Source organism: Reyranella sp., assembly GCF_965279465.1.
Classification (GTDB): domain Bacteria; phylum Pseudomonadota; class Alphaproteobacteria; order Reyranellales; family Reyranellaceae; genus Reyranella.
In genome coordinates this window covers 6,647,677-6,663,812 of record NZ_OZ257242.1, presented here as the reverse complement: position 1 = coordinate 6,663,812, position 16,136 = coordinate 6,647,677, and the positions used below count along the sequence as shown (strand labels likewise).

The following is a 16,136-nucleotide window of genomic DNA, read 5'->3' as shown; positions in this document are numbered from 1 at the left end:
CGATAAGTGGCCCACTGCAATGGATGGGACGAGCGGCTTTGGCGGGCCGTGAGTTCCGAGACAGCAGCGGGGTAGTTCGCCGCCCTTGAACCTAATCGAGGACGCACGATGGCCACGGCCTTCAATACGCGCAAACGGATCCGTCGTTTCTTCGGCCACATCGAGACTGTGGCGCCGATGCCCAACCTCATCGAGGTGCAGAAGAGCTCGTACGAGAGCTTCCTGCAGCGCGTCACGCCTGCCGCCAAGCGCACCCAGTCGGGTCTGCAGGAGGTCTTCCGCTCGGTGTTCCCGATCAAGGACTTCGCCGAGCGCGCCAGCCTCGAGTTCGTGAAGTACGAGTTCGAGGATCCCAAGTACGACGTCGAGGAGTGCCAGCAGCGCGGCATCACCTTCGCCGCGCCGCTCAAGGTCACGCTCCAGCTCGTGGTCTGGGACATCGACGAGGAAGCCGGCTCGCGCTCGATTCGCGACATCAAGGAGCAGGATGTCTACATGGGCGACATGCCGCTCATGACCGACAACGGCACCTTCATCGTGAACGGCACCGAGCGCGTGATCGTCAGCCAGATGCACCGTTCGCCGGGCGTCTTCTTCGATCACGACAAGGGCAAGACCCACAGCTCGGGCAAGTACCTGTTCGCGGCGCGCATCATCCCCTACCGCGGCTCGTGGCTCGATTTCGAGTTCGACGCCAAGGATCTGATCCATGTCCGCATCGACCGCCGCCGCAAGATTCCGGTAACGACGCTGCTGCTCGCGCTCGACAACGACGCGACTGCCAAGAAGCGTGCCGCCGCCATCGCCAAGGGCCAGGTGCTCGATCCGGCCGAGGCGCAGGGCCTGTCGCCCGAGGAGATCTTGGCCGCCTTCTACGGCCAGGTCGTCTACAAGCGCGACAAGGAAGGCTGGAACACCTCCTTCGAGGCCGACTCGATGAAGGGCGTGAAGCTCACCCACGACCTGATCAATGCCAAGACCGGCAAGACCGTAGCCGAAGCCGGTGCCAAGATGACGCCGCGCCTGCTCAATCGCCTCAAGGAGGCGGGCCTCAAGGAGATGCGCGTCTCCAGCGAGGAGCTGCTCGGCCGCTATGCCGCGCTCGACATCATCAACGAGAAGAACGGCGAGATCTACGTCGAGGCCGGCCAGGAGATCACCCAGGCGGTGCTCGACCTGTTCGAGGAGAACGGCGTCGACCTCCTGCCGACGCTCGCGATCGACCACACCAACGTCGGCCCCTACATCCGCAACACCCTGGCCGCCGACAAGAACTCGAACCGTGAAGAAGCGCTGCTCGACATCTACCGCGTGATGCGTCCCGGCGAGCCGCCGACCTTGGAGCAGGCCGAGACCCTGTTCGGCGGGCTTCTGTTCGACCTCGACCGCTACGACCTCTCGCCGGTCGGTCGCGTCAAGATGAACATGCGCCTCGACTTCTCGGGCATTCCCGACACCCAGCGCACGCTGCGCCGCGAGGACATCCTCGCTGTGGTCAAGGTCCTGCACGGGCTCAAGGACGGCCGCGGCGAGATCGACGACATCGATCACCTCGGCAACCGCCGCGTCCGCTCGGTCGGCGAGCTGATGGAGAACCAGTATCGCGTTGGTCTGCTGCGCATGGAGCGAGCCATCCGCGAACGCATGAGCTCGATCGACATCGACACCGTGATGCCGCACGACCTGATCAACGCCAAGCCGGCGGCGGCGGCGGTGCGCGAGTTCTTCGGCTCGAGCCAGCTCTCGCAGTTCATGGACCAGACCAACCCGCTGTCGGAAGTGACCCACAAGCGTCGCCTCTCGGCGCTGGGACCGGGCGGCCTGACACGCGAGCGCGCCGGCTTCGAGGTGCGCGACGTGCATCCGACGCATTACGGCCGCATCTGCCCGATCGAGACGCCGGAAGGCCCGAACATCGGCCTGATCAACTCGCTCGCCACCTACGCGCGCGTGAACCAGTACGGCTTCATCGAAAGCCCGTACCGCAAGGTCACGGCCGGCCGGGTCAGCGACGAGGTGATCTATCTCTCGGCGATGGAGGAGGGCCGCTACACGGTCGCCCAGGCCAACGCCGAGATCGACGCCAAGGGCAAGTTCACCTCCGAGCTGGTGCAGTGCCGCAAGGGCGGCGAGTACATCCTCGCCCGGCCCGAGACGATCGACTTCGTCGACGTCTCGCCAAAGCAGATCGTTTCCGTCGCCGCGGCGCTCATCCCGTTCCTCGAGAACGACGACGCCAATCGCGCGCTGATGGGTTCGAACATGCAGCGTCAGGCGGTCCCGCTGATCCAGGCCGATGCGCCGCTGGTCGGTACCGGCATGGAAGAGGTGGTGGCCCGGGACTCCGGCGTGGCGATTTCGGCGCGCCGTTCCGGCATCGTCGACCAGGTCGACGCCATGCGCATCGTGGTCCGCGCGACCGATGATGTCGGCCCGAACCGGCCGGCGGTCGACATCTACAATCTCCTGAAGTTCCAGCGCTCCAACCAGAGCACCTGCATCACCCAGAAGCCGCTCGTGAGGGTCGGCGACACGGTGAAGAAGGGTGACATCGTGGCCGACGGTCCGTCGACGCAGAACGGTGAGCTCGCGCTCGGCCGCAACGTGCTCGTCGCGTTCATGCCGTGGAACGGCTACAACTTCGAGGACTCGATCCTGCTCTCCGAGCGCATCGTGCGCGACGACGTCTTCACCTCGATCCACATCGAGGAGTTCGAGGTCATGGCCCGCGACACCAAGCTCGGCCAGGAGGAGATCAGTCGCGATATCCCGAACGTCGGCGAGGAAGCGCTCAAGAACCTCGACGAGGCCGGTATCGTCTATATCGGCGCCGAGGTGAAGGCGGGCGACATCCTGGTCGGCAAGGTGACGCCGAAGGGCGAGAGCCCGATGACGCCGGAAGAGAAGCTGCTGCGAGCCATCTTCGGCGAGAAGGCGGCCGACGTGCGCGACACCTCGCTGAAGGTGCCGCCGGGCGTCGAGGGCACGGTCGTCGAGGTCCGCGTGTTCAACCGCCGCGGCGTCGACAAGGACGAGCGTGCGCTGGCGATCGAGCGTGACGAGATCGAGCGGCTCGCCAAGGACCGCGACGACGAGAAGGCGATCCTCGAGCGAAGCTTCTACGGCCAGCTCCAGGAAATGCTGATGAACCAGGTCGTGGCCGGCGGCCTCAAGGGCCTCAAGCCCGGTACGCGCATCATCGACAAGGTGCTGGGCGAGTTCACGCCGGGCCAGTGGCGCCAGATCGCGGTCAAGGCCGACAAGAAGCAGGGCGAGATCGAGGCGGCGAACAAGCAGTTCGACGAGTCGATGAAACGCCTGCAGGACCGGTTCGACAGCAAGGTCGACAAGCTTCAGCGCGGCGACGAACTGCCGCCGGGCGTGATGAAGATGGTCAAGGTCTTCGTCGCGACCAAGCGCAAGCTGCAGCCTGGCGACAAGATGGCCGGCCGTCACGGCAACAAGGGCGTGATCTCGCGCATCATGCCGCTCGAGGACATGCCGTACCTGGAGGAGGGCGGGCCGGTCGACATCGTGCTCAATCCTCTCGGCGTGCCGTCGCGCATGAACGTCGGCCAGATCCTCGAAACCCATCTCGGCTGGGCTGCGGCGGGTCTTGGCAAGAAGGTCGGCGACATGCTGGTCGGCGCCCGCGAGGCGTCGGTGGCGCAGATCAAGAAGCAGCTGCGCGAGATCTACGGCGAGAAGTCGTTCAGGAACGACATCGCCGATCTCGACGATGACCAGACGATCGAGCTCGCCCGCAACCTCAGCAGGGGCGTGCCCTTCGCATCGCCGGTGTTCGACGGTGCCCACGAAGCCGACATTGTCGAGATGCTGGAGATGGCCGGTCTCGACAAGTCGGGTCAGGTAACCCTGGTCGACGGCCGCACCGGCGAGCCGTTCGATCGCAAGGTGACCGTCGGCTACATCTATATGCTGAAGCTGCATCACCTGGTCGACGACAAGATCCACGCGCGCTCGATCGGCCCGTACTCGCTCGTTACCCAGCAGCCGCTGGGTGGCAAGGCGCAGTTCGGCGGACAGCGTTTCGGCGAAATGGAGGTCTGGGCGCTCGAGGCGTACGGCGCCGCCTACACCTTGCAGGAGATCCTGACGGTGAAGTCGGACGACGTGGCCGGCCGCACCAAGGTCTACGAGGCGATCGTGCGTGGCGACGATACGTTCGAGGCAGGCATCCCCGAGTCCTTCAACGTGCTGGTCAAGGAGCTGCGCTCCCTCGGCCTCAACGTCGAGCTCAATCAGGCGGCCGAGTAACCGGCTGCCACGGCGGTCGAGCGATCGGCCGCCTCCTTCAGTCTTTCGAGTTCAGTCCAACGAACCCTCATCAGGGTAGAAGTAAGGACCCATAATGACCGATCTGATCAACGTACTAGGCCAGCCCCAGGGCACTCCGACCTTCGACGAGATCCGCATCTCGATCGCCAGCCCCGAGCGCATCCGCGCCTGGAGCCACGGCGAAATCAAGAAGCCGGAGACCATCAACTACCGCACCTTCAAGCCGGAGCGGGACGGGCTGTTCTGTGCCCGCATCTTCGGACCGATCAAGGACTACGAGTGCCTGTGCGGCAAGTACAAGCGCATGAAGTTCCGCGGCATCACCTGCGAGAAGTGCGGCGTCGAGGTGACCCTCACCAAAGTGCGCCGCGAGCGCATGGGCCACATCGAGCTCGCCTCGCCGGTCGCCCACATCTGGTTCCTGAAGTCGCTGCCGAGCCGTATCGGCCTCTTGCTCGACATGACGCTGCGCGACCTCGAGAAGATCCTCTACTTCGAGAATTACGTCGTCACGGAGCCGGGCCTGACGCCGCTCAAGTACCGTGAGCTGCTGAACGAGGACCAGTATCTCAATGCGCTCGACGAGTACGGCGACGACGCGTTCCGGGCCGACATCGGCGCCGAGGCGATCCGCGCCATGCTGCAGGTCATCGACCTCAACGAGGAGCGCCCGCGGCTGCGAGAGGAGCTGCGCGAGACGACCTCGGAGGCCAAGCGCAAGAAGCTGGTCAAGCGGCTCAAGCTGGTCGAGAGCTTCATCGAGTCCGGTGCCCGTCCGGAATGGATGATCCTCGAGCTGGTGCCGGTGATCCCGCCCGAGCTGCGCCCGCTGGTGCCGCTCGACGGCGGCCGCTTCGCGACCTCGGATCTCAACGACCTCTATCGCCGCGTCATCAACCGCAACAACCGGCTGAAGCGCCTGATGGAGTTGCGCGCGCCGGACATCATCGTGCGCAACGAGAAGCGCATGCTGCAGGAGTCGGTCGATGCCCTGTTCGACAACGGCCGTCGCGGCCGCGTCATCACCGGCGCCAACAAGCGTCCGCTGAAGTCGCTCAGCGACATGCTGAAGGGCAAGCAGGGCCGCTTCCGCCAGAACCTGCTCGGCAAGCGCGTCGACTATTCGGGCCGTTCGGTCATCGTCGTCGGCCCGGAGCTCAAGCTGCACCAGTGCGGCCTGCCCAAGAAGATGGCGCTCGAGCTGTTCAAGCCGTTCATCTACTCGCGGCTGCAGAACTACGGCATGGCCAACACCATCAAGGCTGCCAAGCGAATGGTCGAGAAGGAGCGGCCGGAGGTTTGGGATATCCTCGAGGAGGTGATCCGCGAGCATCCGGTGCTGCTGAACCGCGCGCCGACGCTGCATCGCCTGGGCATCCAGGCCTTCGAGCCGGTGCTGATCGAGGGCAAGGCGATCCAGCTCCATCCGCTGGTCTGCACGGCCTTCAACGCCGACTTCGACGGCGACCAGATGGCGGTCCACGTGCCGCTGTCGCTGGAAGCCCAGCTCGAGGCGCGCGTGCTGATGATGTCGACCAACAACATCCTGTCGCCGGCGTCGGGCAAGCCGATCATCGTGCCGTCGCAGGATATCGTGCTCGGCATCTACTACATCACGCTCGAGCGCGACGGCGAGCCGGGCGAGGGGTCGCTGTACTCCGAGATCGGCGAGATCGAGCATGCGCTGCATAACCGCTCGCTCTCGATGCACGCCAAGATCAAGGTGCGCCTGGAGATCTATGAAGACCGGGCCAACGCTGGCGGCGTCAATGGCGAGAAGAGCCAGGAGACGATTCTGCCGGTGACCCGGGTCGTCGAGACCACGCCGGGCCGCATCCTGCTGGCGCAGATTCTGCCCAAGCACCAGAACCTGCCGTTCTCGCTGATCAACCGTCTTCTCACGAAGAAGGACCTGCAGAACGTCATCGATACGGTCTACCGCCACTGCGGCCAGAAGGAGACGGTGATCTTCGCCGATCGCCTGATGGGCCTGGGCTTCTATCACGCCTGCCGCGCCGGCATCTCCTTCGGCAAGGACGACCTCGTCATCCCCGCAGCCAAGGTCAAGCTGGTCGCCACGACGACGAAGGAAGTGAAGGAGTACGAGCAGCAGTACCAGGACGGCCTGATCACCTCGGGCGAGAAGTACAACAAGGTGGTCGACGCCTGGTCGCGTTGCTCGGATCGTGTCGCCGAGGAGATGATGAAGGGCATTTCCACCCCGCTGCCGGGCAAGCCGGTCAATGCGGTGTGGATGATGGCCCACTCCGGCGCGCGCGGCTCCGCCACGCAGATGAAGCAGCTCGCCGGCATGCGCGGCCTGATGACCAAGCCCTCGGGCGAGATCATCGAGACGCCAATCCTGTCGAACTTCAAGGAAGGCCTGTCGGTGCTCGAGTACTTCAACTCGACCCACGGCGCCCGCAAGGGACTGGCCGATACCGCCCTGAAGACGGCGAACTCGGGCTACCTGACCCGCCGCCTGGTCGACGTGGCCCAGGATTGCATCATCATCGAGGAGGATTGCGGCACCGAACGCGGCCTCACGATGCGCGCGGTCGTGGACGGCGGCGACGTGATCGAGCCGCTCTCCGAGCGTGTCCTCGGCCGCTCGGCGTTGGACGACATCGTCGATCCGTTGAGCGGTGAGGTCATCGTCAAGGCCGGCGACCTGATCGACGAGGTCGGGGTCGAGCTGATCGACAAGGCCGGCATCGAGGAGCTGCGCATCCGGTCGGTGCTGACCTGCGACACCAAGATCGGCGTCTGCGGCAAGTGCTACGGACGCGACCTGGCGCGCGGCACGAAGGTCAACATCGGCGAGGCGGTCGGCGTCATCGCCGCCCAGTCGATCGGCGAGCCGGGCACCCAGCTGACCATGCGTACCTTCCACATCGGCGGCGCCGCCCAGCGTGGTGCGGAACAGTCGAACATCGAGGCGAGCCATGATGGCACGCTGCAGGTGCGCAACCGCAACATCGTGATGAACAGCCAGGGCGTTCCGGTCGTGATGGGCCGCAATACCGAGCTGGTGCTGATCGATGGCGCCCAGCGCGAGCGTGCCAAGCATCGCGTGCCGTACGGCGCGCGCCTGCTGGTCGATAACGAGAGCCAGGTCACGAAGGGCCAGAAGCTCGCGGAATGGGACCCCTACACCCTGCCGATCATCACCGAGAAGGCGGGCAAGGCGGTCTATGTCGACCTCGTCGAGGGCGTGTCGATGCGCGAGGTGATCGACGACTCGACGGGCATCTCCAACCGGGTCGTCGTCGACTGGAAGGGCCAGCCGCGGGGTGGCGACCTGCGTCCGCGCATCGTCATCCACGACGCGGACGGCGCCCCGATCATGCTGGCCAACGGCCAGGAGGCTCGCTACCTGTTATCGCTCGACTCGGTTCTCTCGGTCGAGAACGGCCAGGAGGTCCATGCCGGTGACATTCTCGCCCGTATCCCGCGCGAGGGCGGCAAGAACCGCGACATCACGGGCGGCCTGCCGCGCGTGGCCGAGCTGTTCGAGGCGCGCAAGCCCAAGGACTTCGCGATCATCTGCGACATCGGCGGCCGGATCGAGTTCGGCAAGGACTACAAGAACAAGCGCCGCATCCTGATCGTGCCGGAGGGCGAGGATGCGGAGCCTGTCGAATACCTGATCCCGAAGGGCAAGCGCATCGCCGTCCAGGAAGGCGACTACGTGGAGCGCGGCGATCTGCTGATCGACGGCAACCCGGTGCCGCACGACATCCTGCGCGTGCTGGGCATCGAGAAGCTGGCCGAGTACCTCGTCAACGAGATCCAGGAGGTCTATCGACTCCAGGGCGTGAAGATCAACGACAAGCACATCGAGACGATCGCGCGTCAGATGCTGCAGAAGGTCGAGATCACCGAGGCCGGCGAGTCGACCTTCCTGGTCGGCGAGCAGGTCGACAAGGGCGAGTTCGAGATCGAGAATGCCAAGCTCATCGCGGAAAAGCTGAAACCTGCGAAGGCAGACCCGGTGCTGCTCGGCATCACCAAGGCGTCCTTGCAGACCAAGTCGTTCATCTCGGCGGCCTCCTTCCAGGAGACCACTCGCGTGCTGACCGAAGCGGCCGTCTCAGGCAAGGTCGACAACCTGCAGGGCCTCAAGGAGAACGTCATCGTCGGCCGCCTGATCCCGGCGGGCACCGGCGGCGTCGTGAACCGGCTGAAGGCGATCGCCGGGCAGCGCGACCGCGCCATACTGGCCGCCGGTAACGAGGCCGAGGAGCAGCAGCAGCAGCCGGTCCCGACCCTCGAGGAAGAGCGCGCCGCCGACTGACGGGCGGAAGCCAGACCAACGGAAGCCGTCGTCGTAAGACGACGGCTTTTCTTTTTTGCTAAGGGCGCGCCGCTCAGTGACGCCAAGCGAAGATTCAAGCCGCTTGGCGGCCGACCCAGTCCTCGCGCATCAGCTGCCAAACCATCTGCGAGGTCTCGCCGCCGACGTACCGGCCGATCATGATGTCGACGAGCTGGGCGCCCTGCTTCTCCTTGATCCGGCGCGAGGCGAGGTTCTCCTGCGCATTGCTGAGCCAGAGACAGGGCCAGCCGAGCTGCCGGAAGGCGTAGTCGGTCACCCGGTCGGCGGCCTCGGTCATCAACCCCTGGCCCTGGAACGCCGGATCGAGCCAGAAGCCGCGCTGGTCGCGGCTCGCGCCGTCGTCGGGCCACAGGTCGATAATGCCAATCAGGTCGGCTGGCCCTTTCTTGGGCACGATCGCCCAGTGTGACTTCGCACCCCGAGCCATCTCTTCGAGGCAGGTGGCAACGTAGGTGGCGGCCCCGTCGGCGGGATAGGGCCAGGGAATCTTGGCGTTGAGCCAGCGCACGACCTCCCATTGCGGGAAGCGGCGCTGGATGACCGGCGCGTCCTTGCTGCGAACAGGACGCAGCACGAGACGCGGCGTATGAAGCACCGGGGTGGGAGGCATGCTGGGCGGGGACATCTCAAGTCTCGCTTCCGTTTGCCGGAGGGCGGGACCTGCTGCGTGACCCCGTCCATCTCGGCGGGGTCGGGGTCAGGATCGGCTCTGGATCAGAAGATCGCGCGCACGACTAACTCCGCCCCAAAGGTACCTTTGGCGACCGAATTAATGCGGGTGACGCGACGCAGCATGTCACTCACATACCGCGCGCCGCCTGCGATGTAAATATTTGTGTCGAAAAGAGTGAGGCCCCCAACATGTGGTTGATAGATTCTTTCGCAACATCACCAGTACGACTCAGGAACGAGTCAATTCGCACCTGCGAGAAATAGCCAAGGAAATCAAAGGCGAAAAGCACTGCACTGTGCTTGACGTGCAGGGAACGCAGCAATATAAGCGCGCCACTTCGGCGAAAGGCTGGTGGTAGGCGAAAAGCCTAAACGCAGCCGGACGTCGAGGACCGCTACAAGCAAGGCCTTCAGGCCGCACAGCAAATTCCAGCGCGGGCTGCGCTCTTGCCGCTATGCCCGCGCATCTGCTTTGCGCCGTAGCCATGCCTGGGTGGACCCGAGACGGCGACAAGGAAACCGAAATCAATGCCGACCATCAACCAGCTGATTGCCAAGGGCCGCCGCCCGCTCAAGGCGCACAACAAGGTGCCGGCGCTGCAGGCCTGCCCGCAGAAGCGCGGCGTTTGCACCCGCGTCTACACGACGACCCCGAAGAAGCCGAACTCGGCGCTCCGCAAGGTCGCCAAGGTGCGCCTGACCAATGCCTACGAGGTCGTGAGCTACATCCCGGGCGAGGGCCACAATCTGCAGGAGCATTCGGTGGTCATGATCCGCGGCGGTCGCGTCAAGGATCTGCCCGGCGTCCGCTATCACATCATTCGCGGCACCCTCGACACCCAGGGCGTCAAGGACCGCAAGCAACGCCGTTCGAAGTACGGCGCGAAGCGTCCGAAGTAAGGCGGAGGAACTCACATGTCTCGCCGTCGCGCTGCTGAAAAACGTGAAGTCCTGCCGGACGCCAAGTTCGGGGACGTCGTTCTGTCCAAGTTCATGAACACGCTCATGGAGCGTGGCAAGAAGTCGGTCGCCGAGCGGGTCGTCTATGGCGCGCTCGACGAGATCGAAGGCAAGCTCAAGCAGGATCCGATCCCGGCTTTCCACGAGGCGCTGGAGAACGTGAAGCCGGCCGTCGAGGTTCGCTCGCGCCGTGTCGGCGGCGCCACCTACCAGGTGCCGGTCGAAGTCCGTCCGGAGCGCCGCCAGGCGCTCGCCATCCGCTGGATCATCCAGGCCGCCCGCGATCGCTCGGGCCACAGCATGCGGGAGAAGCTCTCTGCCGAGCTGCTCGACGCGTTCAATCGCCGCGGCAACGCGGTGAAGAAGCGCGAGGACACCCACAAGATGGCCGACGCCAACAAGGCGTTCGCGCATTACCGCTGGTAATCGACCCGGCCCTCTCGACCTGGAAAGCCCCGACCATGGCTCGCACTACTCCTATCGCGCACTATCGCAACATCGGCATCATGGCCCACATCGATGCCGGCAAGACCACGACGACCGAGCGCATCCTCTACTACACCGGCAAGTCGCATAAGATCGGCGAAGTGCACGACGGTGCTGCGACCATGGACTGGATGGAGCAGGAGCAGGAGCGCGGCATCACCATCACGTCCGCCGCGACCACGTGCTTCTGGAAGGTCGAGACCGGCCCGTACAAGGACGTCAGCTATCGCGTGAATATCATCGACACGCCCGGCCACGTCGACTTCACGATCGAGGTCGAGCGGTCGCTGCGCGTGCTCGACGGCGCGGTTTGCGTGTTCGACTCGGTGGCCGGCGTGGAGCCGCAGTCCGAGACGGTGTGGCGCCAGGCCGACAAGTACGGCGTGCCGCGCATCTGCTTCGTCAATAAGATGGACCGCACCGGCGCGAACTTCTATCGCACCGTCGACATGATCGTCGATCGGCTCGGCGCCAAGCCGCTGGTCACCCAGCTCCCGATCGGCTCCGAGGGCGGCTACAAGGGTCTCGTCGACCTGGTCGCCAACAAGGCGATCATCTGGCTGGAAGAGACGCTCGGCGCGAAGTTCGAGGTCGTCGAGATCCCGGCCGACATGGCCGAGAAGGCTGCGGAATATCGCGCCAAGCTGATCGACATGGCCGTCGAGCAGGACGACGATGCCATGCAGAAGTTCCTCGATGGCGAGGAGCCGGACTACGAGACGCTGATCCAGTGCATCCGCAAGGGCACGATCAACTATGCGTTCGTACCGATCCTGTGCGGCTCGGCCTTCAAGAACAAGGGCGTTCAGCCCATGCTCGACGCGGTCGTGAACTATCTGCCGGCCCCGACCGACGTCGAAGACGTCAAGGGCGTGAAGATGGGTACCGACGAGCCGATCACGCTGCCGTCGAGCGACGATGCGCCGATGTCGGCGCTGGCATTCAAGATCATGACCGACCCGTTCGTGGGCTCGCTCACCTTCGCGCGCGTCTATTCGGGCGTGATGCAGTCGGCGACCGGCGTGCTGAACAGCACGAAGGACCGCAAGGAGCGTATCGGCCGGATGCTGTTGATGCATGCGAACGATCGTGAGGACGTGAAGGAAGCCCGCGCGGGCGACATTATCGCTCTTGCGGGCCTCAAGAGCGTCACCACCGGCGACACGCTGTGCGCGCCCGAGAATCCGGTCATCCTCGAAAAGATGGACTTCCCCGATCCCGTCATCGAGCTCGCCATCGAACCGAAGTCGAAGGCCGACCAGGAGAAGCTCGGCCAGGCGCTGGGCCGTCTCGTCCAGGAGGATCCGACCTTCCGCGTCTCGACCGACCAGGAGACGGGCCAGACCGTGATCAAGGGCATGGGCGAGCTTCATCTCGAGATCAAGGTCGACATCCTGCGCCGTACCTACAAGGTCGACGCCAATGTCGGCGCGCCGCAGGTCGCCTATCGCGAGACGCTCGGCCGCAAGTCCGAGATCGACTACACCCACAAGAAGCAGTCCGGTGGTTCCGGCCAGTTCGCCCGCATCAAGCTGGTGTTTGAGCCGGGCGAGCCGGGCTCGGGTTACAGCTTCGAGAGCAAGGTCGTCGGCGGTTCGGTGCCGAAGGAGTTCATCCCCGGCGTCGAGAAGGGCCTCGAGGCTTCGCGCGATACCGGTGTGCTCGCCGGCTTCCCGGTGATCGACTTCAAGGTGACCTTGATCGACGGCGCCTACCATGACGTCGACTCCAGCGTTCTGGCGTTCGAAATCGCTGCCCGCGCGGCTTTTCGCGAAGGCCTCGCCAAGGCGCAGTGCAAGCTGCTCGAACCGATTATGAAGGTCGAGGTGGTGACGCCGGAAGATTACATGGGCGACTGCATCGGCGATTTGAACAGCCGTCGTGGTCAGATCCTCGGCATGGATGCCCGCGGCAACGCTCAGGTCATCGAGGCGATGGTTCCGCTGGCCAACATGTTCGGCTACGTGAACACGCTGCGGTCGATGACCCAGGGACGTGCGGCCTACACCATGACCTTCGATCACTACGCGCCTGTCCCGCAGGCCGTGGCGGACGAGGTCGTTGCGAAGCTGGCCGGCTGATAACCGATAGAATCAGGCAAGGAAGACAACCATGACGAAGGCGAAGTTTGAGCGGAACAAGCCGCACTGCAACATCGGGACGATCGGGCATGTCGATCACGGCAAGACGTCGCTGACGGCGGCGATCACGAAGATCCTGGCGAAGACGGGCGGGGCGACGTTCACGGCGTACGACCAGATCGACAAGGCGCCGGAAGAGCGCGAGCGCGGCATCACGATCTCGACGGCGCACGTCGAGTACGAGACGACGAACCGGCATTACGCGCACGTCGACTGCCCGGGCCATGCGGACTACGTGAAGAACATGATCACGGGTGCGGCGCAGATGGACGGAGCGATCCTGGTGGTGTCGGCGGCGGACGGTCCGATGCCGCAGACTCGCGAGCACATCCTGCTGGCGCGGCAGGTCGGCGTTCCGGCGCTTGTGGTGTACATGAACAAGGTCGACATGGTCGACGATCCGGAGTTGCTGGATCTGGTCGAGCTCGAGGTGCGCGAGCTGTTGAAGAGCTACCAGTTCCCGGGCGACGACATTCCGGTGGTTCGGGGCTCGGCGCTGATGGCGCTGGAGGACAAGGCGCCGGAGCAGGGCGAGCAGTCGATCCTGAAGCTGATGGAAGAGGTCGACAAGTACATCCCGCAGCCGACGCGCGACAAGGACAAGCCGTTCCTGATGCCGATCGAGGACGTGTTCTCGATCTCGGGCCGCGGCACGGTGGTGACGGGTCGCGTGGAGCGCGGGATCGTGAAGGTCGGCGAGGAAGTGGAGATCGTCGGGCTGAAGGCGACGGCGAAGACGACGGTTACGGGCGTGGAGATGTTCCGCAAGCTGCTGGACTCGGGGGAGGCGGGGGACAACATCGGGGCGCTGCTGCGCGGCATCGGGCGCGAGGATGTCGAGCGCGGCCAGGTTCTGGCCAAGCCGGGGTCGATCACGCCGCACACCAACTTCGAGGCCGAAGCCTACATCCTGACCAAGGAAGAGGGCGGGCGGCACACGCCGTTCTTCACCAACTACCGTCCGCAGTTCTACTTCCGCACGACCGACGTGACGGGCGTGGTGACCCTGCCGGAAGGCACCGAGATGGTGATGCCGGGCGACAACGCCCGCCTGGTGGTCGAGCTGATCCAGCCGATCGCCATGGACGAGGGCCTGCGCTTCGCCATCCGCGAGGGCGGCAGGACCGTCGGCGCCGGCGTCGTTACCAAAGTCGTGAAGTAAGAACCGGCGGACAGGCGAGTACAGACAATGGCCATGGACAATACCAATATCCGCATTCGGTTGAAGGCTTTCGATCATCGCGTGCTCGACCAGTCGACCAGCGAGATCGTGAGCACGGCCAAGCGGACGGGCGCGCAGGTGCGCGGGCCCATTCCGCTGCCGACGGGTATCGAGAAGTTCACGGTCAACCGTTCGCCGCACATCGACAAGAAGTCGCGCGAGCAGTTCGAGATCCGCACTCACAAGCGCGTGCTCGATATCGTCGATCCGACGCCCCAGACGGTGGACGCGCTGATGAAGCTCGACCTCGCCTCCGGCGTCGACGTCGAGATCAAGCTCGGCGCGTAAGAGAGACAGGGAAGAGGAACAGACCATGCGTTGCGGTCTCGTCGCCCAGAAGGTCGGCATGACCCGCGTCTTCAACGACGCGGGAGAACATGTGCCGGTGACCGTTCTGAAGATTGAAACACTGCAGGTTGTTGCCGTCCGCTCGGAAGAGAAGGACAAGTACACCGCCGTGCAGCTCGGCTACGGCAAGGCCAAGGTGAAGAACGTGACCCAGCCGATGCGCGGTCACTTCGCCAAGGCCAAGGTCGAGCCGAAGAAGAAGCTGGTCGAGTTCCGGGTCGCCAAGGATGCCGTGCTCGAGGTCGGCGCCGAGTTGGTGCCGAGCCACTTCGTGCCGGGCCAGTTCGTCGATGTCGTCGGCACCACGATCGGCCGCGGCTTCACCGGCTCGATGGTGCGCTGGAACTTCCACGGCCTCGAGGCGAGCCACGGCGTCTCGGTCTCGCACCGCTCGCACGGCTCGACCGGCAACCGCCAGGATCCGGGTCGTACCTTCCCGGGCAAGAAGATGGCCGGTCACTATGGCAGCGAGCGCGTGACCACGCAGAATCTCAAGGTCGTCGCCACCGACGACGAGAAGGGCCTGCTGCTTGTGTCCGGCGCCGTTCCCGGCGCGGCCAATGGCTACATCATCGTCAAGGACGCGTCCAAGAAGGCCCGTCACAAGGATGCGCCGTACCCGGCCGGCCTGCGAAAGACCGCTGCGGAAGCTGCCGCTCCCGAGGCGCCTGCTGAATCGAGTGGGGCGGCCGACGCCGCGCCGCAGGCTTGAGGATCCGAGAATGAAGATCGCGGTCAAGACCATCGAGGGCGACAGCGCCGGCGAGATCGATCTCGCCGATGCGGTGTTCGGCGCTCCCGTCCGCAAGGACATCCTGCAGCGCTGCGTGGTGTGGCAGCTGTCGCGCCGCCAGCAGGGCACGCACAAGACCAAGGGCCGCTCCGAGGTGACGGCCACGGCCAAGAAGATGTATGCGCAGAAGGGCACCGGCCAAGCCCGCCACGGCAACAAGGCGGCCCCGCAGTTCCGCGGCGGCGGCAAGGCGTTCGGTCCGGTCGTGCGCAGCCACGCCTCGGACCTGCCGAAGAAGGTCCGCAAGCTGGCGTTGCGCTGTGCGCTCTCGTCCAAGGCGGCCGAAGGCAAGCTGATCGTCGTCGACCAGGCTGCGCTCGCCGAGCCCAAGACGGCCAAGCTCAAGGGCCATTTCGGCAAGCTCGGCGTGTCGTCGGTTCTGATTATCGCCGGTGCCGAGGTCGACACCAACTTCGCTCGTGCCGCGGCCAACATTGCTCACGTCGATGTGCTGCCGCAGCAGGGCGCGAACGTCTACGACATCCTGCGCCGCGACACGCTGGTGCTGACCAAGGACGCCGTGAAGCATCTCGAGGAGCGCCTCCAATGAGCGCGAGACCACCGATCAAGCTCACCGTGAGCCGTGCACGCATGTATGAAGTCATCCGCGCACCGTTGATCACGGAAAAGACGACCAACGGTTCGGAACACAGCCAGGTGACCTTCAAGGTCGCGGCTGACGCCACCAAGCCCGAGATCAAGCAGGCGGTCGAAGGCCTGTTCAAAGTCAAGGTGAAGGCGGTGAACACGGTCAACGTGCAGGGCAAGAAGAAGCTCTTCAAGGGCCGGCCGGGTGTGCGTGGCGACTGGAAGAAGGCGATCGTCTCGCTGGTCGAGGGTCACAAGATCGACGTGACCACGGGCCTGTAGGACGGG

At 64.8% G+C, this 16,136-nt stretch carries 11 protein-coding genes; 10 read left to right on the top strand and 1 reads right to left on the bottom strand.

All coding sequences use genetic code 11. The annotated features are described in order from the left end of the window. The first annotated feature begins 108 nt into the window (after positions 1-108). Both rpoB and rpoC read left to right on the top strand, forming a co-directional pair. On the top strand, positions 109-4,278 hold the full coding sequence (rpoB, locus tag ACQY8M_RS32370; protein ID WP_428665005.1) for a DNA-directed RNA polymerase subunit beta: 4,170 nt from the start codon (positions 109-111) through the stop codon (positions 4,276-4,278). A gap of 91 nt (positions 4,279-4,369) precedes the next feature. Then, on the top strand, positions 4,370-8,596 hold the full coding sequence (gene rpoC, locus ACQY8M_RS32365; RefSeq protein WP_428675560.1) for a DNA-directed RNA polymerase subunit beta': 4,227 nt from the start codon (positions 4,370-4,372) through the stop codon (positions 8,594-8,596). Positions 8,597-8,690: 94 nt separating this feature from the next. Here the strand turns inward: rpoC and ACQY8M_RS32360 are convergent, their stop codons facing one another. Further along, complete coding sequence (locus tag ACQY8M_RS32360; protein WP_428665002.1) at positions 8,691-9,248, bottom strand: GNAT family N-acetyltransferase; 558 nt, start codon at positions 9,246-9,248, stop codon at positions 8,691-8,693. A 590-nt stretch (positions 9,249-9,838) separates the two neighbouring features. Between ACQY8M_RS32360 and rpsL the strand changes: the two genes are divergently transcribed. From rpsL to ACQY8M_RS32320, 8 genes are read left to right on the top strand one after another with little or no spacing between them, the layout of a single operon-like run. Then, positions 9,839-10,210 (top strand): 30S ribosomal protein S12, encoded by a 372-nt coding sequence (gene rpsL / locus ACQY8M_RS32355; protein ID WP_428664999.1) that lies wholly within the window; start codon positions 9,839-9,841, stop codon positions 10,208-10,210. A gap of 15 nt (positions 10,211-10,225) precedes the next feature. After that, positions 10,226-10,696, top strand: a complete 471-nt coding sequence (gene rpsG / locus ACQY8M_RS32350) for a 30S ribosomal protein S7 (protein WP_428664997.1) — start codon at positions 10,226-10,228, stop codon at positions 10,694-10,696. Positions 10,697-10,731: 35 nt separating this feature from the next. Next, entirely contained in the window at positions 10,732-12,837 is a 2,106-nt protein-coding gene (gene fusA, locus ACQY8M_RS32345; RefSeq protein ID WP_428664994.1) for an elongation factor G, read from the top strand. A 31-nt stretch (positions 12,838-12,868) separates the two neighbouring features. Beyond that, positions 12,869-14,059 (top strand): elongation factor Tu, encoded by a 1,191-nt coding sequence (gene tuf / locus ACQY8M_RS32340; protein ID WP_428664991.1) that lies wholly within the window; start codon positions 12,869-12,871, stop codon positions 14,057-14,059. Positions 14,060-14,092: 33 nt separating this feature from the next. Then, on the top strand, positions 14,093-14,407 hold the full coding sequence (gene rpsJ / locus ACQY8M_RS32335) for a 30S ribosomal protein S10 (protein ID WP_296387062.1): 315 nt from the start codon (positions 14,093-14,095) through the stop codon (positions 14,405-14,407). A gap of 25 nt (positions 14,408-14,432) precedes the next feature. Continuing rightward, positions 14,433-15,179: a 50S ribosomal protein L3 gene (gene rplC / locus ACQY8M_RS32330; RefSeq protein WP_428664988.1), complete on the top strand. Its 747-nt coding sequence runs from the start codon at positions 14,433-14,435 to the stop codon at positions 15,177-15,179. A gap of 10 nt (positions 15,180-15,189) precedes the next feature. Beyond that, positions 15,190-15,810, top strand: coding sequence for a 50S ribosomal protein L4 (gene rplD, locus ACQY8M_RS32325; protein WP_428664986.1), 621 nt, complete (start codon positions 15,190-15,192; stop codon positions 15,808-15,810). After that, the gene (locus ACQY8M_RS32320) at positions 15,807-16,130 is read left to right on the top strand and encodes a 50S ribosomal protein L23 (RefSeq protein ID WP_428664984.1); all 324 of its coding nucleotides are present in this window, start codon (positions 15,807-15,809) and stop codon (positions 16,128-16,130) included. The genes rplD and ACQY8M_RS32320 overlap by 4 nt, the downstream gene beginning before the upstream one ends. Positions 16,131-16,136: the final 6 nt, after the last annotated feature.